The 20,899-nt window shown below is 45.8% G+C and carries 19 protein-coding genes; 9 read left to right on the top strand and 10 right to left on the bottom strand.

Features of this window, described 5'->3' with window-relative positions; translation table 11 throughout:
* The first annotated feature begins 19 nt into the window (after positions 1–19).
* From tgt to GV030_RS17285, 5 genes are read left to right on the top strand one after another with little or no spacing between them, the layout of a single operon-like run.
* A complete protein-coding gene (tgt, locus tag GV030_RS17305) occupies positions 20–1,150 on the top strand; it encodes a tRNA guanosine(34) transglycosylase Tgt (protein WP_159584615.1) in 1,131 nt (376 codons plus the stop codon).
* Positions 1,147–2,229, top strand: coding sequence for an LptF/LptG family permease (locus GV030_RS17300; RefSeq protein ID WP_159584614.1), 1,083 nt, complete (start codon positions 1,147–1,149; stop codon positions 2,227–2,229). The genes tgt and GV030_RS17300 overlap by 4 nt, the downstream gene beginning before the upstream one ends.
* A complete protein-coding gene (locus GV030_RS17295; protein ID WP_159584613.1) occupies positions 2,226–3,140 on the top strand; it encodes a DMT family transporter in 915 nt (304 codons plus the stop codon). The genes GV030_RS17300 and GV030_RS17295 overlap by 4 nt, the downstream gene beginning before the upstream one ends.
* 34 nt (positions 3,141–3,174) lie before the next feature.
* Positions 3,175–5,346, top strand: coding sequence for a S9 family peptidase (locus GV030_RS17290; protein WP_159584612.1), 2,172 nt, complete (start codon positions 3,175–3,177; stop codon positions 5,344–5,346).
* Positions 5,347–5,351: 5 nt separating this feature from the next.
* A complete protein-coding gene (locus GV030_RS17285) occupies positions 5,352–5,672 on the top strand; it encodes a heavy metal-binding domain-containing protein (RefSeq protein ID WP_159584611.1) in 321 nt (106 codons plus the stop codon).
* A gap of 369 nt (positions 5,673–6,041) precedes the next feature.
* Here GV030_RS17285 and GV030_RS17280 read toward each other — a convergent pair whose 3' ends face one another.
* From GV030_RS17280 to GV030_RS17235, 10 genes are all read right to left on the bottom strand, one after another.
* A complete protein-coding gene (locus GV030_RS17280; RefSeq protein WP_159584631.1) occupies positions 6,042–6,341 on the bottom strand; it encodes a GIY-YIG nuclease family protein in 300 nt (99 codons plus the stop codon).
* 556 nt (positions 6,342–6,897) lie between these two features.
* Complete coding sequence (ispE, locus tag GV030_RS17275; RefSeq protein WP_159584610.1) at positions 6,898–7,686, bottom strand: 4-(cytidine 5'-diphospho)-2-C-methyl-D-erythritol kinase; 789 nt, start codon at positions 7,684–7,686, stop codon at positions 6,898–6,900.
* A gap of 71 nt (positions 7,687–7,757) precedes the next feature.
* Positions 7,758–8,570 (bottom strand): enoyl-ACP reductase, encoded by an 813-nt coding sequence (locus tag GV030_RS17270; RefSeq protein WP_159584609.1) that lies wholly within the window; start codon positions 8,568–8,570, stop codon positions 7,758–7,760.
* Between the two features lie 98 nt (positions 8,571–8,668).
* A complete protein-coding gene (gene recN / locus GV030_RS17265; protein WP_159584608.1) occupies positions 8,669–10,327 on the bottom strand; it encodes a DNA repair protein RecN in 1,659 nt (552 codons plus the stop codon).
* A gap of 3 nt (positions 10,328–10,330) precedes the next feature.
* Positions 10,331–10,549 carry a hypothetical protein gene (locus GV030_RS17260; RefSeq protein ID WP_159584607.1) on the bottom strand — a complete coding sequence of 73 codons (219 nt, stop codon included), beginning with the start codon at positions 10,547–10,549 and terminating at the stop codon, positions 10,331–10,333.
* Positions 10,549–11,448, bottom strand: coding sequence for a DUF4835 family protein (locus GV030_RS17255; RefSeq protein ID WP_159584606.1), 900 nt, complete (start codon positions 11,446–11,448; stop codon positions 10,549–10,551). The genes GV030_RS17260 and GV030_RS17255 overlap by 1 nt, the downstream gene beginning before the upstream one ends.
* Complete coding sequence (coaBC, locus tag GV030_RS17250; RefSeq protein WP_159584605.1) at positions 11,441–12,643, bottom strand: bifunctional phosphopantothenoylcysteine decarboxylase/phosphopantothenate--cysteine ligase CoaBC; 1,203 nt, start codon at positions 12,641–12,643, stop codon at positions 11,441–11,443. The genes GV030_RS17255 and coaBC overlap by 8 nt, the downstream gene beginning before the upstream one ends.
* Before the next feature lie 10 nt (positions 12,644–12,653).
* Positions 12,654–12,965: a DNA-directed RNA polymerase subunit omega gene (locus GV030_RS17245; protein ID WP_159584604.1), complete on the bottom strand. Its 312-nt coding sequence runs from the start codon at positions 12,963–12,965 to the stop codon at positions 12,654–12,656.
* 4 nt (positions 12,966–12,969) lie between these two features.
* Positions 12,970–13,791 (bottom strand): outer membrane protein assembly factor BamD, encoded by an 822-nt coding sequence (locus GV030_RS17240; RefSeq protein ID WP_159584603.1) that lies wholly within the window; start codon positions 13,789–13,791, stop codon positions 12,970–12,972.
* Between the two features lie 39 nt (positions 13,792–13,830).
* Positions 13,831–15,591 (bottom strand): OstA-like protein, encoded by a 1,761-nt coding sequence (locus GV030_RS17235; RefSeq protein WP_159584602.1) that lies wholly within the window; start codon positions 15,589–15,591, stop codon positions 13,831–13,833.
* A gap of 48 nt (positions 15,592–15,639) precedes the next feature.
* Here GV030_RS17235 and tilS point away from each other — a divergent pair, with 48 nt between their 5' ends.
* The 4 genes from tilS to ppk1 all read left to right on the top strand — a co-directional run bounded on the left by tilS (position 15,640) and on the right by ppk1 (position 20,899).
* A complete protein-coding gene (tilS, locus tag GV030_RS17230; RefSeq protein WP_159584601.1) occupies positions 15,640–16,962 on the top strand; it encodes a tRNA lysidine(34) synthetase TilS in 1,323 nt (440 codons plus the stop codon).
* On the top strand, positions 16,955–17,482 hold the full coding sequence (locus tag GV030_RS17225) for a Crp/Fnr family transcriptional regulator (protein ID WP_159584600.1): 528 nt from the start codon (positions 16,955–16,957) through the stop codon (positions 17,480–17,482). Before tilS ends, GV030_RS17225 begins: the two co-directional genes overlap by 8 nt.
* Positions 17,483–17,560: 78 nt before the next feature.
* Positions 17,561–18,481, top strand: coding sequence for a malate dehydrogenase (mdh, locus tag GV030_RS17220; RefSeq protein ID WP_159584599.1), 921 nt, complete (start codon positions 17,561–17,563; stop codon positions 18,479–18,481).
* A 315-nt stretch (positions 18,482–18,796) separates the two neighbouring features.
* Positions 18,797–20,899, top strand: coding sequence for a polyphosphate kinase 1 (gene ppk1 / locus GV030_RS17215; RefSeq protein WP_159584598.1), 2,103 nt, complete (start codon positions 18,797–18,799; stop codon positions 20,897–20,899).

Here is a 20,899-nt window from a genome sequence, read left to right as displayed (position 1 = left end):
AACTATTTTTGCGGCATTTATGAAATTTACGCTACAACATACAGACCAAAAAACCAAGGCACGCACGGGCCTGCTGGAAACGGATCACGGGCCAATAGAAACACCTATTTTTATGCCGGTGGGTACTGCGGGTACGGTGAAGGCGGTTCATCAGCGGGAGCTTAAGGAGGATATCAATGCCCAGATCATTTTGGGCAATACCTATCATCTTTACCTGAGGCCAGGTCTGGAGGTGATTCAAAAAGCCGGAGGACTTCATGGATTCAATGGCTGGGATCGACCCATCCTGACTGACAGTGGGGGGTATCAGGTCTACTCTTTGGGAGATAACCGAAAAATCACTGAGTCTGGCGTGCGATTTAAATCTCATATCGACGGTTCGATGCATGATTTCACACCTGAGCGGGTGATGGACATACAGCGGGTGATCGGAGCGGATATCATCATGGCTTTTGACGAATGTACGCCTTACCCATGTGATAAAAAGTATGCTGAAGATTCCATGCATATGACCCATCGGTGGCTGAAGCGCTGCATACAGCAGTTTGATACTACAGATCCGCTCTATGGCTACAGTCAGACCCTTTTTCCTATTGTGCAGGGCAGCACTTATCCTGATTTGCGTAAGCAGTCTGCGGAGTTTATCGCCGAGCAGGGTCGTGAGGGGAATGCCATCGGCGGATTGTCCGTGGGTGAACCCCATGAAGACATGTACGCCATGACGGAGTTGGTTTGTGACATACTGCCTGCTGACAAGCCTCGCTATTTGATGGGGGTAGGTACTCCCGAAAACATTCTGGAGTGCATCGCACTGGGGGTGGATATGTTTGACTGTGTGATGCCCACCAGAAATGCCCGAAACGGAATGCTTTTCACAAGTGAAGGGATCATCAACATCAAGAATGAAAAGTGGAAAGAAGCGTATATTCCAATCGATCCTGCATTGGGAGGGTATGTGAGTACGTTTTACACCCGTGCGTATCTGCGGCATTTGATCATGAGCAAAGAAATACTGGGAGCTCAGATTTGCAGCATTCACAATTTATCGTTTTATCTATGGTTAGTAAAGGAGGCGAGGGTACAGATAAAAGCAGGTAACTTTGATGCCTGGAAAACAGCCATGGTCAAAAAAGTAACAACCCGACTTTGAAGAAATTAGATTGGTACATATTGCAAAAAGTGTTGAGCACCTTTGTTTTTGTGGTGTTTATGCTGGTATTGATCATCTGTGTCATTGACTTCACGGAGAAGAATGATGATTTTATGCAGAATGACGTGAGCCGTGAGCAGATTTTCAAGTATTACCTGACGCTCTTTCCTTATTTCGCCATTCTGTTGACACCCATTACTGCTTTCATTGCCACCGTGTTTGTCACGGCCAAGCTCGCTGCACAGACTGAGATTATTGCCATTTTAGCCTCAGGGGTGAGTTTCAGGAGAATGCTGGTGCCTTATTTCATGGCGGCTGTCCTCATTGCTGCTATGAGTTATGTGTTCATGGGTTATGTCATTCCAAATGCTAATAAGTTCAGGATAGGGTTTGAGTTGAATTACCTGAAAAAGCCGTATTTCTACTCTGACCGGAATATTCACCTGAAGATTGCCGAGAATGATTACATCTACATAGACCGGTATAACAATCAGCGGGACATTGGCTACAACGTGACCTTAGAGCGGATTGTAGATGAGCGGTTGGAAGATAAGCTCACTGCCAAGCGAATTCACTGGGATACTGCCACTGCCAAGTGGAGTCTCAAAAACTGGCAGCGAAGGCAAATTTTTGAAAATACGGAGATCATCACCTCAGGGGGGGCGGCAGGAGATCTGGACACCTTGCTGAATATGTCGCCATCTGATTTTCAAAACAAAGAACGGCTGCAGGAGACGCTGACCATCCCTGAGCTCAATGACTACATAGCCTTGCAGAAAAGCCGTGGCGCCGATGATGTACAGCTCTATCAGATCGAAAAATACATCCGCTATATGCAGCCTTTCGGGGTGATTATACTTTGCTTCATTGGGGTGATTGTTTCGGCTAAAAAGTCGCGGCGAGGTACCGGTTTTCAGATTGCATTGGGATTCTTGATCGCCTTTATTTTTATCATATTTTTCATACTGGCACGAGCGATTGCCGAGGCGGGATCACTCAATCCCATCCTTGCGGTGTGGATACCTAACATTATTTTTTCGGTGGTAGGTGTGCTGATGTATAATACCGTACCCCGATGACGCAGGAGACGAAGGACTTTGCTTTTCTCCATTTTATTGTGCTCATATGGGGATTTACGGCCATTTTGGGTGTGCTGATAGATCTGCCGTCTGTAGAAATGGTATTTTTCAGAACCCTGCTGGCTTCTGTGGGACTCCTGGCGATTGTCTATTTCAGGAAGAAGTCATTTTCCTTTCAGCAGCGAAAAGATCATTGGGTCACATTGGGCACCGGGGCTTTGATCGCCGCTCATTGGATTTTGTTTTTCTTGTCGGCCAGGGTATCCAATGTGTCGGTATGCCTGGCGGGTATGGCCACCTGTTCACTTTGGACGAGCTTTTTAGAGCCACTCTTTAACAAACGCCGGATCAAACCCTACGAAGTGGTACTGAGCGTGATTGCTTTCGTGGGGATAGCCATCATTTTCAATGTTGAGTTTGATTACTTTTCGGGACTGATTTTGGCGATGGTATCGGCGGCCATCGCGGCACTGTTCACCGTCATCAATGGCAAGCTTACGAAAAGGGAGGATCCTTTTGTGATCACTTTTTATGAAATGATCGGAGCCACTCTGGCTATAGCCCTGTTTTTTCCAATTTATTTGAGTTTTGAGGGGATAGACAGCCTGGCATTAAGCCCCACATTGAGCGACTGGGGTTATCTGATCATATTAGCACTGGTCTGCACCGTATATGCCTATTCCTACTCTGTAAAGTTGATGAAGCGTCTGTCGGCTTTTTCGGTCAACCTTACTGTTAACCTGGAGCCCGTTTATGGGATCGCTATGGCCCTGGTCTTTTTTCCTGAAAAGGAACAGATGACCTCTGGTTTCTACCTGGGTACTGCACTCATTCTTGCTTCCGTGCTGATTTATCCTTTGATCAATCGCCGTTTGAAAAGGAAAGCCCTGAATACCGATTTATTGAGGTAATTGGCTAAATTCCGACTCTCAAAATAACAAAACCATGTTTACACCCCAATCTAGCGTGCTCCTGTTGAGTGCCATTTTTTATTTAGGATGCGCGGGCGAGCCCAAAAACACAACTGATAAAGAGGAACTTATGCAGCCACCAATTGCCGAAAAACAACCTTATGAACTCACAGGTCATGGAGATGTACGAGTAGACAATTATTACTGGATGCGACTGGCAGATGAGCAGAAACTTGCTTCTGAGCCTGATGAACAAACCAAAAAAGTACTGGATTATCTGGGTGCTGAAAATAACTACACCAGGGAGGCACTAAAATCCACAGAGACTCTGCAGGAGACACTCTATCAGGAAATGGTTGGGCGGATCAGTCAAAACGATGAGTCTGTTCCCTATCTGAGTCATGGCTACTATTATTACTCACGTTACGAGGTGGGAAAAGAGTATCCAATCTATTGCCGAAAAAAGGGTGATCTGAGTACTAAAGAGCAAGTGATTCTGGACGTGAATCAGTTGGCTGAAGGGCAGGAATTTTACAATGTATCCGGACTAAAGGTAAGTCCAGATAACAAGCTTTTGGCTTTCGGTGAGGATACGCTGAGTAGAAGAATTTATACCATTAGGATATTAAATCTTGAGACCGGAGAATTCCTGAAGGATGAGATTCCCTTTGCTGAGGCTGGTGTGGCATGGGCCGCAGATAACCAGACGCTTTTTTATACAGCTAAAAATAAGGTCAGTCTGCTTTCAGAGGAAATCAAAAAACACACATTGGGCACCTCTACAGATACAGACAAAACAGTGTATAAGGAGGAGGATCCATCTTATTACATTGGATGTTATCAGTCCAAATCCGGTGAGTACATCATCATCTGGAATAGTAGTACCTTGTCCACTGACCACCATATCCTGAAGTCGGACAATCCGAACGGAGCCTTTAAGCAGTTTACTCCCAGAGAAGCTGTACATGAGTATTCCATTGAGCATTTCGAAGACAAATTCTATGTGGTGACCAACTGGGAAGCCACCAACTTCAGGTTGATGGAAGTGGGTGAGAATGATACAGATAAATCCAATTGGAAAGAGGTCCTCCCACACAGGGAGGATGTTTTGTTGTCATCCATCGAAGTGTTCAAAAACTTTCTGGTGGTGGAAGAGCGGAAAAATGGACTGAATCAACTCCGTGTGATCAACCAGAAGAGCAAGGAGGACTATTACATTCCAATGGATGAAGTGGCCTACAAAGCTGGTATAGACACTAATAAGGATTTTGAAACCAACACCCTGAGGTATTATTACTCTTCATTGGCTACTCCGGAGACCGTTTATGACTTTGATATGGTCACTAAGGAGCGCCAGTTGAGGAAGCAGGACGAGGTGGTAGGTGGACATGATCCATCTCAGTATATAGTAGAGCGCATCATGGTGGAAGCCAGAGATGGCAGGAGCATTCCAATGTCCATTATTTACAAAAAAGGATTCAAGAAGGATGGATCTGGTCCGTTTTTGCTCTACGGATATGGCTCATATGGTCACACTGTTGATCCGGGCTTTAGCTCTAGTAGGTTGTCCTTGCTGGATCGTGGTTTTGCGTTTGGTATTGCCCACATCAGAGGCAGTCAGGCGCTGGGTCGTTCCTGGTATGACGATGGCAAGATGTTTAAGAAGAAGAATACATTCAACGATTTTGTTGATTGTGCGCAGTACGTGATCAATGCAGATTTTACCAGCTCCAACAGACTGTTTGCCATGGGGGGCAGTGCCGGAGGGCTGCTGATGGGTGCTGTGGTCAATCAGGCACCAGAACTTTTCAGAGGTGTGATAGCAGCCGTACCTTTTGTGGATGTGCTCACCACCATGTCTGACCCTACCATTCCGCTGACCACCAATGAATATGACGAGTGGGGAAATCCTGATGAACTGGAATCTTATGAATACATGAAGAGCTACTCTCCGTATGACAATGTGAAGGCTCAGGATTACCCAAACATGCTGGTGATGACCGGATACTTTGATTCTCAGGTGCAATATTGGGAGCCGGCCAAGTGGGTAGCCAAATTGCGTGAGTTCAAGACTGACGATAATCTGCTACTTCTCAATACCAATATGGAAGCAGGTCATGGGGGCGCTTCTGGTCGGTTCAGGGTTTACCGGGAGATAGCCATGGAATATGCCTTTATGCTTGATTTAGCCAACATTAAACAATAATTGATATGCTTACAGTTACTACTCCCAACATCGAAGGAAAGCAGATCACCGAATATTACGGACTGGTGACTGGCGAAGCGATCATTGGGGCCAATATTTTCAAGGATTTTTTTGCGGCGATCACCGATGTGGTGGGAGGCAGGTCAGGATCTTATGAGAAAGCTTTGCGTGAAGCTAAGGACATTGCTGTGGCTGAGATGCAGGAGCGTGCACAGTCTATGGGTGCCAATGCGGTGATCGGCGTGGATCTGGATTATGAGACCGTAGGTCGCGACTCGGGCATGCTTATGGTGAGTGCCAGTGGCACTGCGGTGAAGGTTCAATAGGTATTTGGGTGCCGTCCTTTGGGAAATGAGGGTGCAGCGGGGACTCGATGAGATGTTTCGTGCTTTATGTCGTCATTGCGAGAAGCGACCGTAAGGGAGTGCCGAAGCAATCCACCGTATTAGCTGGTGCTTTCCATCTGGTTTCTGATCGAATTTATTGACACCTTTTTGAGAGGGATTGGATCTGTTAAGTCTTTATGTCAGATTGCTTCACCCGATAGTTATCGGGATTCGCAATGACGGTGTGTGGCATCCCTTGTGGAGCGATGATAACCGGACTTTTATGGGGTGTTTGCCCTTGGTTCGTCATTGCGAGAAGCGACATTTGGAGCGCCGAAGCAATCCACCGACGGGCCTTAGTGCCTATACCTACCATTCAAGAATCTTGGGGTAGAGATCAATCCAATCCGGGTTTAGTGAGGATATTAAATCCATTTTCTTTTTTCTGGATCCTCCTTTGATTTGCTTCTCCCGATCTATGGCCTCTGTAATGGTTGGCAATGACTCATAGTAAACCAGCTTATTCAGATTATACCGCGCAGTAAAGCTTCTGGGGTATTTGTGATTCTTATGTTCATAGATACGGTTTACCAGGTCAGATGTCACGCCGACATATAAGGTCGTGTTGTTCCCATTGGTCATGATGTATATGCAGCCACCTTTTACCATTATCACTTATGAAATCCTGGTTGAAAAATAAGCAGTTTTTGTTTCTGATGGAAACCTGCACGCTAGCTAATCCTTGTCCCGCCTTTTATGGGTCAGATTGCTTCATCCGCTAATTATTGAGATTCGCAATGACGATACGTTGTAATACGTCATTGCGAGGAGCGACGGTAGGATCGCCGAAGCAATCCTCTGTATGGCTGATGCTTACCGTCTGATTTGCCGATTGATTTCTTATCGAGAGTCCCACTGAATTATAGAACTGAATTATAGAAGTAAGCATTTGAACCTTTCAGGTCCTTACGTCAGATTGCTTCATCCCGATTGCATCGGGATTCGCAATGACGGTGTTTTTGTTCTTTGGTTCGTCATTGCGAGGAGCGACGGTAGGAGTGCCGAAGCAATCCTTCGAAAGATTTTTGCTTGTTGTCCGTTTGACTGATCGTACCGATGATTTATACTCTGCTGGAGATTATCGTTTGGTTCTTTAGGTGCAATGACGGTGTATAATGTTCCGTGTGAAATAGCGATGTTACAGGGACTCGATGAGATGTTTGGGCTAGAGCTCAAAGGTGTAAAACCCATCCAGTGAGATTTCCTGCTCAAACAGCCCGAAAACGGCAGAGCCCGAACCGCTCATGGCCGCATAGGTTGCTCCGGCGGAATATAGCTGATTCTTCACGTCTCGGATTTCAGGGAACTGGGCAAAAACCGACGCTTCAAAATCATTTTGAAGCACGTCCTTCCATTGGTCGATCGGTTTACTCAATATACCCTCAATCGAATGGGTTGGAGCAGCAGGCTTAACCAGGCTATAAGCCTTTTGTGTACTCACGTGAATTTGAGGATGTTTGATGGCTATGTATCTTCCCGAAAGGTTGAGTGCGGTACCCTTAAAATTGGTTCCAGTACCCGTAGCAATGACTGGTTTATTTTCAATAAAAAAGGGGCAGTCGCTGCCCAACTGGCCAGCCAGGTTTTGGAGTGTTGGCACATCTAATCCCAATTCAAACAGATCATTGAGCATTTTCAAGGTAAATGCTCCATCCGATGAGCCGCCACCCAGTCCCGCACCCATAGGGATCACTTTATGCAGGTGTATGTGTACACCCGGGAGATCGTAAGTCTTCTTCAGGAGATGGTAGGCTTTGATGCACAGATTAGACTCCTGAGTGCCAGGTATATCTAGGCCGGAAGAGGTGAACGTTAATTTTTCAGATGGAAGGACTTCCAGTGCGTCACACCAGGGGATGGGGTAGAAGCAACTTTCTATGTTATGGTAGCCGTCGGGTCTTTTGGCGACGATATGCAGACCCAGGTTGATTTTGGCGTTGGGGAAGGAGAGCATTAAAGGGAAGGTGTGATGTGAAGAAAGTTGAAAGTGCAAGTGGCTGCACTTTCAACTGATCTCATAGGTTTTTATTTTCCCATCTGCTCGATGATCTCCTCAGAGATACCAGTGTTGGAGTAACCTCCATCGTGGTAAAGGTTCTGCATGGTGATCATTTTGCTGAGGTCTGAGAACAAGAAAATACAATAGTTGGCACAGTCGCCAGCCAATGCGTTGCCTAGTGGTGACATCTTATCAGCAAAGTCAAAGAAGCTATCAAATCCACCAATGCCCGATCCTGCGGTGGTTTTGGTAGGAGACTGAGAGATGGTGTTTACACGTACTTTTTTGGCTTTCCCCAGTCTATATCCGTAGCCTCTGGCTATAGACTCCAATACTGCTTTGGCATCAGCCATATCAGTGTAGAATGGATAAGTCCGCTGCGCGGCAATATAGGACAGACCTACTACAGAACCCCACTCACTGAGAGCATCCTGCTTTTCGGCTACAGCCATCATCTTGTGAAATGAAAGGGCAGATACATCCAGAGATTTTTGGAACCAGTCGTAGTTGAGGTCTCCGTAAGATCTTCCTTTTCGAATGTTGGGAGACATCCCTATGGAGTGCAATACGAAATCTATTTTGCCACCAAGGATTTCCTGGGATTTTGTGAAAAGGTTTTCCAGCTCTTCCACTGAGGTAGCATCAGCAGGAATAATTTCGCTTCCTGTTTTTTCAGCCAGCTGATTGATGGCACCCATTCGCATAGCGATAGGCGCATTGGTCAATGTAAAAGTGGCACCCTCTTCGTGCGCCCGCTCAGCCACATGCCAGGCGATAGAGTTTTCGTCTAGCGCTCCTGATATGATTCCTCTTTTTCCTTGTAATAAATTATTGGCCATTGTTTATTGGTTTTATTTCAGTGTTCAAAAATAGGGTAAATAACCTGTACTGCCAATGTAAATACCACGGCATCAGGTAAGGGATTGCTGCAAATGGTTTATGAGACGGGGTTCAGTAATTCTTTTGCACTTTGCATAGCGCTGGCTCCGGGTTTTTCACCGCCGATCATCTGGGCAATGGCCAACACCCGTTCCTCTTCCTGAAGCTTTTTGATCTTACTCACAGATTTGTCTGAGGAGTGATCCTTGTAGACAAAATAGTGTGCATCTCCACCCGCGGCAAACTGCGGCAGGTGACTGATAGAGACTACCTGATGGTTTTTGGCCATTTGCTTCATCATGTTCACCATTTGCAGGGCGATCTCTCCAGAAACCCCGGTATCAATTTCATCAAAAATGATGGTAGGCATGGCGGTCTTGTCAGCCAGCAGGTACTTCACCGCAAAGATCAGCCTGGAAAATTCACCACCAGAGGCCACATTTTTCAACTCCCGGGGTTGTACACCCTTATTGGCGGAGAAAAGAAGCTCTACAAGGTCCAGTCCGTTGATATTGGGTTCTGTCGAGGTGATTTTGATGGAGATATTACCATTTTCTATTCCCAGCTTTGTGATAAGTGCTTTGATAGCCTCCGCGAACGGCTGAGCATGTTTTTGTCTGCTGGCAGTAAGTGCTTTACCAGTCGATAGCATGGCTTTCTGAGCCTCTTCGAGTGCGGCTTTGGCTTTTTTAATTTCCGAATCTATGTTGAGCACGTCTTCGAGCGCGGCGCTGAGTTCATCTCTGAGGGCGATTAGTTCGGTCACCTCGTTGGTGTGGTGCTTTTGCTGAAGTCTGAAGAGCAGATCAATTCGCTCTTTGACCACCTGAAGCCTTTCCGGGTCCAACTCCACACGGTCTTGCTCATTGGCGATTTCGCGGGCTATGTCCTGAAGCTCTATGCTCGCGCTGTTCAGGCGTTCGAAGAGCTCTTCCAGCCTCTTGGAGAACCCTTTGATGGAAGAAAGCAGGGGGAGTCCTTCCTGAAGCTGATTGATCAGAGAGATTTCAGATTCGTCCAGAAGCTGATTGAGCTGACCCAGATTGACTTTGATTTCTTCGGCATTTTCAAGTATCTCCAATTCTTCCTCCAATAGTTCCAGCTCTCCTTCTGAAAGTTGAGCTTCTGCCAGCTCGTTATACAAGTACTGCTTGTAATCGGTGTCTTTGGCACTCTCCTGAGCTTTTTTTACCAGCCTTGAGTAGGTCTTTTCCGCACTTGTAAACTCTGCGTAAGATTTTTGGTATTGAGCAATGAGCTCCTGATGGCCAGCGTAAATGTCCAGTATTTCCAGCTGGTATTCGTTGCTGCCCAGGTGTAGTGATTCGTGCTGAGAATGGACGTCCATTAGGTGCACCCCCAGCGTTTTGAGCACGTCCAGAGTCACGGGAGTGTCATTGATGAATGCTCTTGATTTACCAGATGGGCTAATCTCCCTTCTGATGATGCATTCACTTTCAAAGTCCAGGTCTACAGCTTCGAAAAGTTCTTTGAGTTTGTAATTTTTAATATCAAACACACCTTCCACTACACATTTTTCTTCTTCACTGAAGAGTGCTTTGGTGTCGGCTCTATTGCCCAATAGCAAGCCTACAGCTCCTAGCATGATGGATTTTCCGGCACCGGTTTCACCAGTAATGATGTTGAGATTTGGAGAAGGAGACATCTCCAGGCTTTGAATAAGTGCGTAGTTTTTGATGGAAAGAGATCGGATCATTGATTATTCTGCCTTTACTTCGGCCCAGATTTCGTCCAGCTGAGCCAAAGGCAAATGTAATATATGACCTTTAGTATTTTTCACTTTTAAGGTATCCGATTTTAGGCTGAGCGGAGTGGCCAAAGTGACGGTGGCGTCATGCGAAACGAAACTGAGGTATTGGTCTCCCTGGAAGTGATCAGCGATCTTTTCGGGTAAAATTCTGACCAGTCGCTTCGCCATTACTCAATGATTTTTTTGAAGGTATCTGATTTACTCGGATCTAACTTTGACAGAATCTCATATGATTCCCTTTTTTGGGTAGGGTTTCCTTCCTTGAATATCTGAGAAAGTTCTTCGGCTTTGGCATCCAGGAAGCTAATTGTCAGAATGGACCGTGGCCTTGATTTATTGGCTGTTTGTATGAGCTTGAGCCCATTGAGAATGCTGTTTCTCGCTGCTTCCGGGTCGTCCATAAATACGTCAAGTCCCTTGAGGTGGTACTCGTAAACCGCCTTTCTGAGCGGCTCAAAATTACTCCCCATTAGATTTTCACTTAACCAGTAGCGGTTTCTCACACTGTTGAATTGTGACCATCCGGAGTAATTTGAATTTTGGGCGTTGGAGACGATCTGATTAGCGATTTGGAAATGTCGGGTACCCCCAAGTTCGGAGAAGGAATCGTAGTCCATGCCGATAATGGTGTAGGCATAGTAGGCAAGGAGGGAGGTGATGTTGCTGGTAAATGAGTTTTCGTTGAATTGCAGTGGCTGGGATTGTACATATTCAAATTGCCAGTCGCGATCTGCAAAATTGAAGACCACTGTTTCATAGCTGGCATTATACACTGGCCTGGAAGAGAGTATCTGCACGGAGGCACCCCACCGGCCTGAGCTGGGGGTGGATTCATTCGGATCCAGGGTAAGAATAATGTTACAGTTGATTCGCTCTTCGGAGCTGAACTCGTCATCGGTCCATTTTCGGTTGTTCAGAAACTGGGTGAAAGAGGTCTCCATGTCACTGAAAATATTTCGCTCAGTGGTTTGGATTTGTTGTGCATTCACTACCACCCGGCAGTTGAGTTCCTGTGCGGTGGTGCTGAGTGCACCGATGAAAAGGATAAAAACGAGGAGTCTAGCCATTGAGTGATTGTTCAATAAAGTCTACCAGGTCTTTGGCAACTTCAACCTTACTTTTCAACTCAAAATGTTGTTCTTTATTATGTCTATCGAAGATAGATACTTTATTGGTGTCGTGGGCAAAACCAGCGCCTTCATGATTCAATGAATTCAAAACAATCACATCCAGGTTTTTGCTTTCAAGCTTTTTCCTGGCATTTACTTGCTCTTCATCTGTCTCCAGCGCAAACCCGACCGTGAACTGATGCTTTTTCTTCATAGCGCCCAGCTGGCTGGCAATGTCAGGGTTAGGCACGAGTGTGATTTGGAGGGCCTGTTCTTTTTTCTTAAGCTTGGAAGTGGCCATTGTCTCAGGCTTGTAATCAGCTACTGCCGCTGTGAAAATACCGATATCACTCGTTTCGAAGTAGGCTTTGGCAGCTTCAAACATCTCTTCTGCCGAGGTGACTTTAGTCACCCTGATGAGGGGGTGATGTGGAGCATGTGCTGCAGGACCAGAGATGAATTCCACTTCGGCTCCCCTGTTGGCCAGCTCCAGCGCGATGGCCTTGCCCATCTTGCCTGTGGAGTGGTTGCCAATAAATCTCACCGGATCGATGGATTCGTGCGTAGGACCAGAGGTCATCATCACCTTCTTGCCCACAAAAGATTGGGTTTGCTGAAAGAAGGTTTTTACTTTTTCCAGGATGTGCTCTGGCTCAGCCATGCGCCCTTCTCCGGAGAGACCGCTTGCCAGTTCGCCAGATTCTGCATCTACGATAATGTTACCATAGTCCGCGAGGGTTTTCAGGTTTCTCCGGGTAGCAGGATGCTGATACATGTCGAGATCCATCGCCGGGCATACCATCACCGGACATCTGGCAGAGAGGTATACGGCAGTGAGGAGGTTGTCAGCGGCACCATTCGCCAATTTTGACAAGGTATTGGCACTAACAGGCGCCACGATCATGAGGTCGGCCCACAGGCCCAGCTCCACGTGGTTGTGCCACTCACCGTTTTCGTTTTGATAAAAACTGGAGAGTACCGGGTTTTTCGAAAGGGTGGCCAGCGTAAGTGGTGTAATGAAATCTTTGGCGCTTTCGGTCATGATCACCTTCACTTCGGCTCCTGACTTGACCAGTAAGCGCACAAAAAAAGCGGCTTTATAGGCTGCTATGGAGCCACAAACCGCTAAGAGTACTTTTTTTCCTTCCAGCATTGCTGGTAAATTAAGCTTCTTCTGGATCAATACTTCTGTAAGAGATCTTTCCTTCCATAAATTCTTCTACAGCCACTGAAGTAGGCTTAGGCATACGCTCGTAGAATTTGGAGATTTCTATCTGCTCTCGGTTCTCAAAGATTTCTTCCAGATTGTCCACTGAAGAGGCAAACTCAGCCAATTTTGAGTTGAGTTCTTCTTTCTGCTGGGCAGAGATTTGTCTTGCCCGCTTACCTATCACGGCAATAGATTCGTAAATATTGCCCGTAGGCTCAGCTATTTTCTCGTTATCTCTTGTGATTATAGATGCGTTTGTAGCCATTTTCTTAAGGATTCTGATTATTTTGATCGGCAAAGATAGTCAATTGTTCAATGCTATCCCCATAATATTCCTCTGCTTCTTTGAGGAATTTACTGTTGGGAAATTTGTCGATAAATTTCTGATATAACTCCACCACTTTTTTGTATCGCTCTTCCTGCTTGGACTTGATACTCACACCTGCTAGTTCGTGTGCGGTTTCAATCCCCAAAAAGGCAAGTTCTTCATTGTATTTTGAATCTGGATAGTCATACTGAAAGTTATCAAAAGCAATCAATGCTGCTTTGTAACGCCTTAGCTGATGATAAAGTTTCGCGTTTTCGTAGGCCTTTTTCTCCAGCTTTACCTGTAGGGTATTGATGTGCTGATCTGCCTCGTCTGCATATTCAGAGTAGGGGTATTTATTCAAAAAATTCTGAAGTGATGTGAGTGCCTCATATGTACTGGTCTGGTCCAGGCTTGCCTGTGGAGACTGCATGTACAGGGAATTGGCGGCCATGTAGGCGGCTTCCTCTACATATTCACTCCGGGCATAGATCTCAGTAAATAGCTTGAAGTAATGAGCACTCAGAATAAACTGTTTCTGATAGTAGAAGGTGTATCCGTAGATAAAGTTGGCATATTCTGCTTCCTCGGTACCACGAATAATAGGGAGAATCTCCTCCAGCAACGTGTTGGACCTGAAGTAGTCTTTGTTTTCGTAATAATCTAGCGCCGCGGCATACTTCACTTTCCAGTCACCACTCTTCTGTATTTTCCTGAATTTGGTGCAAGCGACACTTGCCACCAATAGTAAAATCAATAATATGTTCCCTGATAGTCTCCTCATTTTCTCAAATTGGACGCAAACTTAATGGATTTAGATGGTCTATTGAAAAGAGCCATCGTCATCTACTGCTTTTAGATTTTTATTTGTTTTGTTAATGCTTTTTTTAACGGTATTGGGTTCGGCGGATGTAGGTGTATTCACACTAGAGCTACTGGTTGGATTCAAAGACCTAACGGGGGTATTCTTTGGTTTAGTATTTTGAGTGGGGGTGTACGACTTATGTTGAGATTCTGATTGGATACCCCCAATGTCATCAGGGTTCACTTCTACTGGAATAAATTCATAGTCCGGATTGAGGTATGGCGCAATCTCAAAAAGGGTGGGGCGTTCTGTTTCGCGCCAGGCAAAATTGGCGAGGTACTGCATCTCTTCGGTAAGTTCATGCGGAGGAATAAACTGCGCTTCAGGGTTAGTGTAAACCGAAAAGCTTGAGAGTTTTTGTTCCTTGAATCGGATCTGCATGGAGGCGCAAAAGATTTTATTCATACCCATGAGCACTGAGTCACCCTCTTCGAGTGCGAAATAGAGGATTTCCCCATTGCCATTCACGTTGATTCGGTCTATCTGATTGTCCACGAAATGGGCAATCATGTTCCGACCTTTGATTTGGTTATAGTTTTCTATCGAGTCTTCGGACACCAAAAATGCATCGGAGCGGAGATTCATCCGTTTCATTTCATCTTCGGATATTTCCAGATTGATGGTGTCAGCGGTGATCTGATTCTGATTGTTCCACATGACAGGGTCTCCGTAGAAAAAGATCACTGAATCTTCATTGAAGTAGGCCATGGAATCGGCGATGCCCTGCAGGCCCTCCTTGTAGATTTTTACATTCTTATAGGCCAATATTCTCTTGGCAGAATCGTACTTGCTTTCTATAGCTACCAGGGTGTCTGCAGCCAGATAGAGGGTGTCTGCCTCGAGTATTCTTTTCATGAGCGGTCGACCATATACTTTGCTGATCCCATTGCGGCGGTCATAGTAGCCTTCATCCCCGGTGATGATCACGTCTTCATCCTTAGCAGTCATTTTCACATTGAATACTGCCTTGTAGTACTTCTCTCCATCGTCAAAATAGAGTTCATCTCCTTCCAGGTAATAATCCCGGGTTTCGATGCTTCCTTTTACAAAATCTGATTCATCCACCACTGTTCTGAATTCTCCTCCCTTGGCATGCAGTACTGTTCCGTCATCGGAGGTGATCTGAGTTGGCCCATAGGTATAGGCCACTTTGGTGAGGGTGTTGTAGCGTAGTGTATCAGTCTTAAGTACAAAGTCCGGGGAAGTGAGCACCACGTTTTTGTAAAATTGTGCGAACTCATCTTTAGCAAAATAGTAGCCAATTTCACTCGTGAGCACATTGGTGGTGTCTATGAGCTTGCCTTTGTTGAAGTAGTGAGCGATTTCCCCTTCCAGGTCATAGTCGAGAAAATCAGTGTAGAGTTCGCGTTCTCCACGCAGATAGACTACATTTTGGCGGAGCTTTGCCATACGCTCATCTCCCTCGTAGACCAGCTGCCTGGAGGTGATAGTGGTGGAATCATCCACTATTCTCACATGCCCTGTAGCCTCCATCACGTTTCGTTTCTTGTAGAAATAAGATGTATCGCAGTAGACCGTGGTACTCTTTTGGGTGAATACTACATCTCCGGTCAGTTTCCGATAGCTTTCATCCTTCTTTTTTCCATACTCCAACTCCTCAGCTTTGTACTTGATGCGCTCACCTTTTTGGGCCTGGGCCACAGTAGAGAGGCATAAAATGATGACAAGGAATATATAATATTGCAGTATCTTAAACATGAGCGTGCAAAGCTAATAACTCTAAACGATAGCTGGGGTTGCGAAATTATGTATCAGTCCTTTTTAACATTAATTAAAGAAAATGCCCTGATCGCTCAGGAAGATAAAGTGCTGATCGCCGTGAGTGGAGGGGTGGATTCTATGGTGCTGGCTCATTTAATGCTAAAGTCAGGCTTTAGCATAGGGGTGGCTCATGTCAATTATCGCTTGCGGGGAGACGACTCTGAGGAGGATGAGGCATTGGTACGAGACTGGTGTCATGCGCATGAAGTCCCCTTTTTTCTTCATCGGGTTGATCCGGCTATTTATGATGCCAGGGAATCCATCCAGATGGTGGCACGGAAGGAGCGCTATTCCTTCTTTGATCAACTGCGTAATAAGCAGGGGTTTACCAAAGTAGCTACTGCCCACAATGCCAATGATAACCTGGAGACTGTGTTGCTCAACCTGACAAAGGGCACGGGAATCCACGGGCTTACCGGTATTGCTATTGAGGGTCCCGGGTTAATCAGGCCTTTGCTTTTCGCTACCAAAGAGGAGATTTACGCTTTTGCCAGAAGTGAGGCCATCTCATGGCGTGAGGATGTGTCCAATCAGAACAATGACTATCAGCGGAACCTCATCAGGAATGAAGTGGTGCCACTATTGAAAAAGATCAACCCGGCTCTGGAGTCTACTTTGCAGGATACGCTGCTACGCCTGCAAGGCACTGCGCAGCTGCTGGAGCAAGCAGTGGAGGTCAAAAAGGCAGTGGAAACCGAGGGTCGCTGGCTGCTCAATGTGGAGTGGTATCGGGGCCATCCAGATCAACTCGTCATCCTTACAGAATTGATTAAACCCTATGGTTTTGGCTTTGCGGATGCCCGCGACTTGTCAGGAGCGATATTGAGTGGGCAGCCGGGAAAAATCTTTTACTCCAGTGGCTACGAGATGAACCTGGATAGAGGACAGTTGTACATCACACGGAGAGTGGATACTTCTGTGGAGGGAGAAGTGATGGTGCCGAAAGATGAAGGTACCGTCAGTGTCGGGACTTTCAATATTCACCTGACCTACTTCAGCGGAAATGAACTTCCTCCACATGATCCGACCACTACAGCTTTTTTTGATCCTGATGAGCTTACTTTTCCCTTGAAACTACGTCTTTGGAAGCAGGGAGATGCTTTTTATCCTTTGGGCATGGCGGGCAAAAAAAAGGTAAGTGATTTTATGATTGATTCTAAAATTCCAGTAACATTGAAAAAAGAGGTTCTTGTACTGGAATCAGACGGTCAAATCGCCTGGATAGTAGGTCACAGAATAGACAACCGATTTAAAGTCACCTCCAAAACCGCCCGAATGTTGAAACTAGAAGTGTTGCGTCATGCTTAGGTTTTTCAAAAGGAAGTATTCGGATACTGACATTGTCATGTTCAATTTCTTGAGGAAAAACCGGCTTTTCGAGTCCCTCACGGATGATGAACTTGCCTACTTTTTGCCTTACCTGTACATGAGGAAATACCACGAAAATGAAGTGGTTTTTTTCACAGGAGATCCCAGTCAGGCGGTCTACATCGTTAAGCGAGGGATTGTGTCACTCAATCTGGACATCAAAGAAGGTTTTGAACGGCTGCTGACCCTTCGCAGCGGGAAGCTCTTTGGTGACAATGCAGTACTGAAAGGTACTAAGCGAATCTACACCGCCATCGTGCTGACCAATGAATGTGAGATCTATGTGATCCCCAAAGCCAACCTGATGGAAGTGATGAACAACCATACGGAAGTCAAGGCAAAGATTATGTCTGCATTTGCTGAAATGTACAATGAGTATATGAATAACCTTTTCAAAACCTACAAAGCTTCTCTGGGATTTTTCGATCTGGGCACCGTGTATTCAGACATGAAGCTTTAATCCTCAAAGCTTTGCGATTCGCCCTTTGGATAGTAGTTTTGAGCACAGAAAAGTTTCAAAGATAAAATCCCATAAATCATGAAAGTAACCGTTGTAGGTGCAGGCGCAGTAGGTGCAAGTTGCGCAGAGTATATTGCCATTAAAGATTTTGCTTCTGAGGTAGTCCTCATCGATATCAAAGAAGGCTTTGCGGAAGGCAAGGCCATGGATTTGATGCAAACCGCTTCTCTGAATAGTTTTGATACCAAAATTACCGGTACCACCAACGATTACACTAAAACTGCGAATAGTGATGTGGCCGTGATTACCTCTGGTATCCCTAGAAAGCCGGGAATGACCCGTGAAGAGCTCATCTCTACCAATGCCGGAATCGTGAAATTTGTGGCAGAAAGCCTTATCAAGCATTCTCCTAATGTGATCATTATTGTGGTTTCAAACCCAATGGACACGATGACTTATCTGGCGCACAAGGCCACAGGCCTTCCTAAGAACAGAATTATCGGAATGGGTGGCGCACTTGATTCTGCCAGGTTCAAATACAGACTGGCTGAGGCTTTGGATTGCCCGGCTTCTGATGTAGATGGTATGGTGATCGGTGGACACAGCGACACAGGCATGATTCCTTTGACTCGTCTGGCTACCCGAAACAGTGTGCCTGTTTCAGCATTTCTAAGTGCTGATAAGCTGGAAACTGTAAGCGAAGAGACCAAAGTGGGTGGAGCTACCCTGACTAAATTATTAGGTACCTCAGCCTGGTATGCACCGGGTGCGGCAGTGTCGGCCATGGTGCAGGCGATTGCTTGCGACACCAAAAAAATGTTCCCTTGCTCTTGCTTACTAGAAGGCGAATATGGTCTGAGCGACATCTGTATAGGTGCCCCAGCCATCATCGGCAAAAACGGTATCGAGCAGATTGTGGAAATAGAGCTGGATGCTACAGAAAAAGCCAAGCTGACTGAAAGTGCTGATGCCGTGAGAAAAACTAACGGCTTGCTCTAAGCCTTTTTACAAAAGCACGTTGATCATTGATATGAAAATCCCCGGAATGAAATCCGGGGATTTTTTTGTTGATAGGAGGCACATTCGTTTTTAGGACGATTTAAGGTCCGTTAGGTGGGGAATCTGGCAAAAAAGTGCGTAACAGAGGGTTGTAATTTTACGTTTCCTGTTGTTGACCTGGGCATTACTTCAGGTCTTTTTCTCAAAACTATTCTTGTGCTCACGAGTCAATTAATTTGTGATTTCCTTACAGACTATTGTATTTTGGGGATCTAAAGGCCTGAGGCCTTTCACTATGGAGAAGGACATATCTAAATGATAGAAAAATACGATCATCTGATACAGCAAAGTGATCTCATCAGTAGGGACCTGAGCTGGTTACATTTCAATTACCGCGTTTTGGCTCAGTCCATGAAGGAGGGGAGAAACCTCTTTGATAAGCTCAAATTCGTGGCCATCACGGCCTCTAATGCGGATGAGTTTTTCATGATCAGAGTGGGTAGTTTGTACAATTACCTGGACTATGGCAAAGATCGTGTGGACTACTCGGGGTTGCGGGCGGTTCCTTTCAAGCGCAAGCTGCTCCATGATTTTCAAGAGTTTAGCCGGGTTCAAAATGATCATTTCATTAACAACCTAAGGCCTGAGTTTAACAATCATCGCTTTCAGATCCTCGGTTATGGCAGTTTGCAAAAGCGGGAAAAGGAGCGTGTGACCAACTATTTTGAGAAAATCGTATTCCCCATGCTCACACCCATGGTGTACGATTCGTACCATTCCTTTCCTATTTTGATGAACAACATCCTGGTGTTTGGAGTGGTCACCAAGACTCAGGATACCAAGGAAAAACGTAAAATGTCCTTCATCCAGATTCCTCAGAATCTGCCCAGGTTCTATGAGATGGAGCGGAAGGACAAGATGATCTTTGTGCCCATAGAAGAAGTGGTGCGCCAGCACATCAGCGAGGTGTTTAAGAATGTGGAGATCACTTCTTCTACCTTGTTCAGAGTCACTAGAAATGGGGATTTCACCTTGGAAGAGTCAGAGGATGTGGAGGCCAATTTCATCGAGGAGATGAAAAAGAAACTCAAAACCCGTAAGACAGGTCGGGTGGTGAAGCTGGAGGTAGAAGGAGAGTATGACAAGTGGTTGATCAAGCAGCTTCGTACCAAATATGAAATTGATGAGGATAACATCATAGAAGTGCCCAAGGGTGCTTTGATGGATTATACGGGTTTGTGGCAGATTGTGAAGCACGAGGATTTTAGGGATTTCAGACCTGAAATGCCCAAGCCTGTGCCGCCACTGAGCATGTCTGAGTATGAGCATCCGGATATGTTCAAGATTCTGAAGGATCGGGATATTTTGCTTCATCACCCCTACAATAGTATAGATCCATTGATGGATCTGTTGGATCAGGCAGCAGAGGATCCCAATGTGCTGTCCATTAAGCTGACCATCTACCGCTTGGCGAAAAATTCCCGGGTGGTATCCGCTTTGCTGAATGCCGCGGAGAATGGCAAACACGTGTCGGTACTTTTTGAAGTAAAGGCGCGGTTTGATGAAGAAAACAACATGAAGGAGGCCCAGCGCCTTCAAAAAGCGGGTTGCTTTGTGATCTATGGGGTAGGTATGCTCAAGACCCATACCAAATTGCTGCTCATCGTTCGTAGGGAAGGGGAGAAAGTGAAGCGCTTTGTACACATGTCTAGTGGTAACTACAATGAGGACACTGCCAGGCTGTACACAGATATTGGGTTGATGACTTCCGATGAAGGCTATGCCAATGACGTGCAGGAGTTCTTCAATGTAATTACAGGCCACTCTGTACCTGACCGATACGATAACCTCATTACTGCACCTCGGGAGATGCGTTCCCGACTGATCGAACTCATTCAACAGGAGGAAAACAATGCCAAGAATGGACTTCCATCCGGTATTGTCATCAAGATCAACTCTCTGCAGGATATTGATACCATTATGGCGCTGTATGCGGCTTCCCGTGCCGGGGTGCCTATCCATTTGATTGTAAGGGGCATTTGTTGCCTCCGTCCGGGACGTCCGGGTCTGAGTGAGAACATCACGGTCCGGTCCATTGTGGGTGAGTACCTGGAGCACAGCAGAATTTTCTATTTCCACAATCAGGGCGATCCGTTGGTGTATTCCGGTAGTGCCGATATGATGGTGCGTTCTTTTGAGCGTAGGTTGGAGTCACTATTTTTAATCAAAGACGAACTCTTAAAGCAGCAAGCCATCAACCTGCTGTGTTATAACCTCAAAGACAATATCAATGGCTATGAGATGAAAGAGGATGGTTCTTTTGTGCCCATTACACCTGAAAACGGAAAAGTGTTCAATATCCACAAGGAGTTTTACAAAGTGAAGCGTGAAGTGGTAATGTCTGCCAAACTCTTTTGA

It is taken from the genome of Marinoscillum sp. 108 (assembly GCF_902506655.1).
Taxonomy (GTDB): Bacteria; Bacteroidota; Bacteroidia; order Cytophagales; family Cyclobacteriaceae; genus Marinoscillum; species Marinoscillum luteum.
Note: the sequence above shows the minus strand (reverse complement) of the source record. Positions and strands in the feature narration are given on the sequence as shown.

Excerpts from the sequence above, each read along its gene's own strand:
- GV030_RS17280 (WP_159584631.1), bottom strand. The coding sequence starts at position 6,341 with ATGGTAAAAGGTGGCTGCATATACATCATGACCAATGGGAACAACACG.
- ppk1 (WP_159584598.1), top strand. The coding sequence starts at position 18,797 with ATGATAGAAAAATACGATCATCTGATACAGCAAAGTGATCTCATCAGT.
- GV030_RS17245 (WP_159584604.1), bottom strand. The coding sequence starts at position 12,965 with ATGGCTACAAACGCATCTATAATCACAAGAGATAACGAGAAAATAGCT.
- GV030_RS17225 (WP_159584600.1), top strand. The coding sequence starts at position 16,955 with ATGCTTAGGTTTTTCAAAAGGAAGTATTCGGATACTGACATTGTCATG.
- GV030_RS17260 (WP_159584607.1), bottom strand. The coding sequence starts at position 10,549 with ATGGCGAAGCGACTGGTCAGAATTTTACCCGAAAAGATCGCTGATCAC.
- GV030_RS17270 (WP_159584609.1), bottom strand. The coding sequence starts at position 8,570 with ATGGCCAATAATTTATTACAAGGAAAAAGAGGAATCATATCAGGAGCG.
- GV030_RS17295 (WP_159584613.1), top strand. The coding sequence starts at position 2,226 with ATGACGCAGGAGACGAAGGACTTTGCTTTTCTCCATTTTATTGTGCTC.
- GV030_RS17290 (WP_159584612.1), top strand. The coding sequence starts at position 3,175 with ATGTTTACACCCCAATCTAGCGTGCTCCTGTTGAGTGCCATTTTTTAT.
- GV030_RS17235 (WP_159584602.1), bottom strand. The coding sequence starts at position 15,591 with ATGTTTAAGATACTGCAATATTATATATTCCTTGTCATCATTTTATGC.
- mdh (WP_159584599.1), top strand. The coding sequence starts at position 17,561 with ATGAAAGTAACCGTTGTAGGTGCAGGCGCAGTAGGTGCAAGTTGCGCA.
- GV030_RS17240 (WP_159584603.1), bottom strand. The coding sequence starts at position 13,791 with ATGAGGAGACTATCAGGGAACATATTATTGATTTTACTATTGGTGGCA.
- tilS (WP_159584601.1), top strand. The coding sequence starts at position 15,640 with ATGTATCAGTCCTTTTTAACATTAATTAAAGAAAATGCCCTGATCGCT.
- GV030_RS17255 (WP_159584606.1), bottom strand. The coding sequence starts at position 11,448 with ATGGCTAGACTCCTCGTTTTTATCCTTTTCATCGGTGCACTCAGCACC.
- GV030_RS17285 (WP_159584611.1), top strand. The coding sequence starts at position 5,352 with ATGCTTACAGTTACTACTCCCAACATCGAAGGAAAGCAGATCACCGAA.
- ispE (WP_159584610.1), bottom strand. The coding sequence starts at position 7,686 with ATGCTCTCCTTCCCCAACGCCAAAATCAACCTGGGTCTGCATATCGTC.
- coaBC (WP_159584605.1), bottom strand. The coding sequence starts at position 12,643 with ATGCTGGAAGGAAAAAAAGTACTCTTAGCGGTTTGTGGCTCCATAGCA.
- recN (WP_159584608.1), bottom strand. The coding sequence starts at position 10,327 with ATGATCCGATCTCTTTCCATCAAAAACTACGCACTTATTCAAAGCCTG.
- tgt (WP_159584615.1), top strand. The coding sequence starts at position 20 with ATGAAATTTACGCTACAACATACAGACCAAAAAACCAAGGCACGCACG.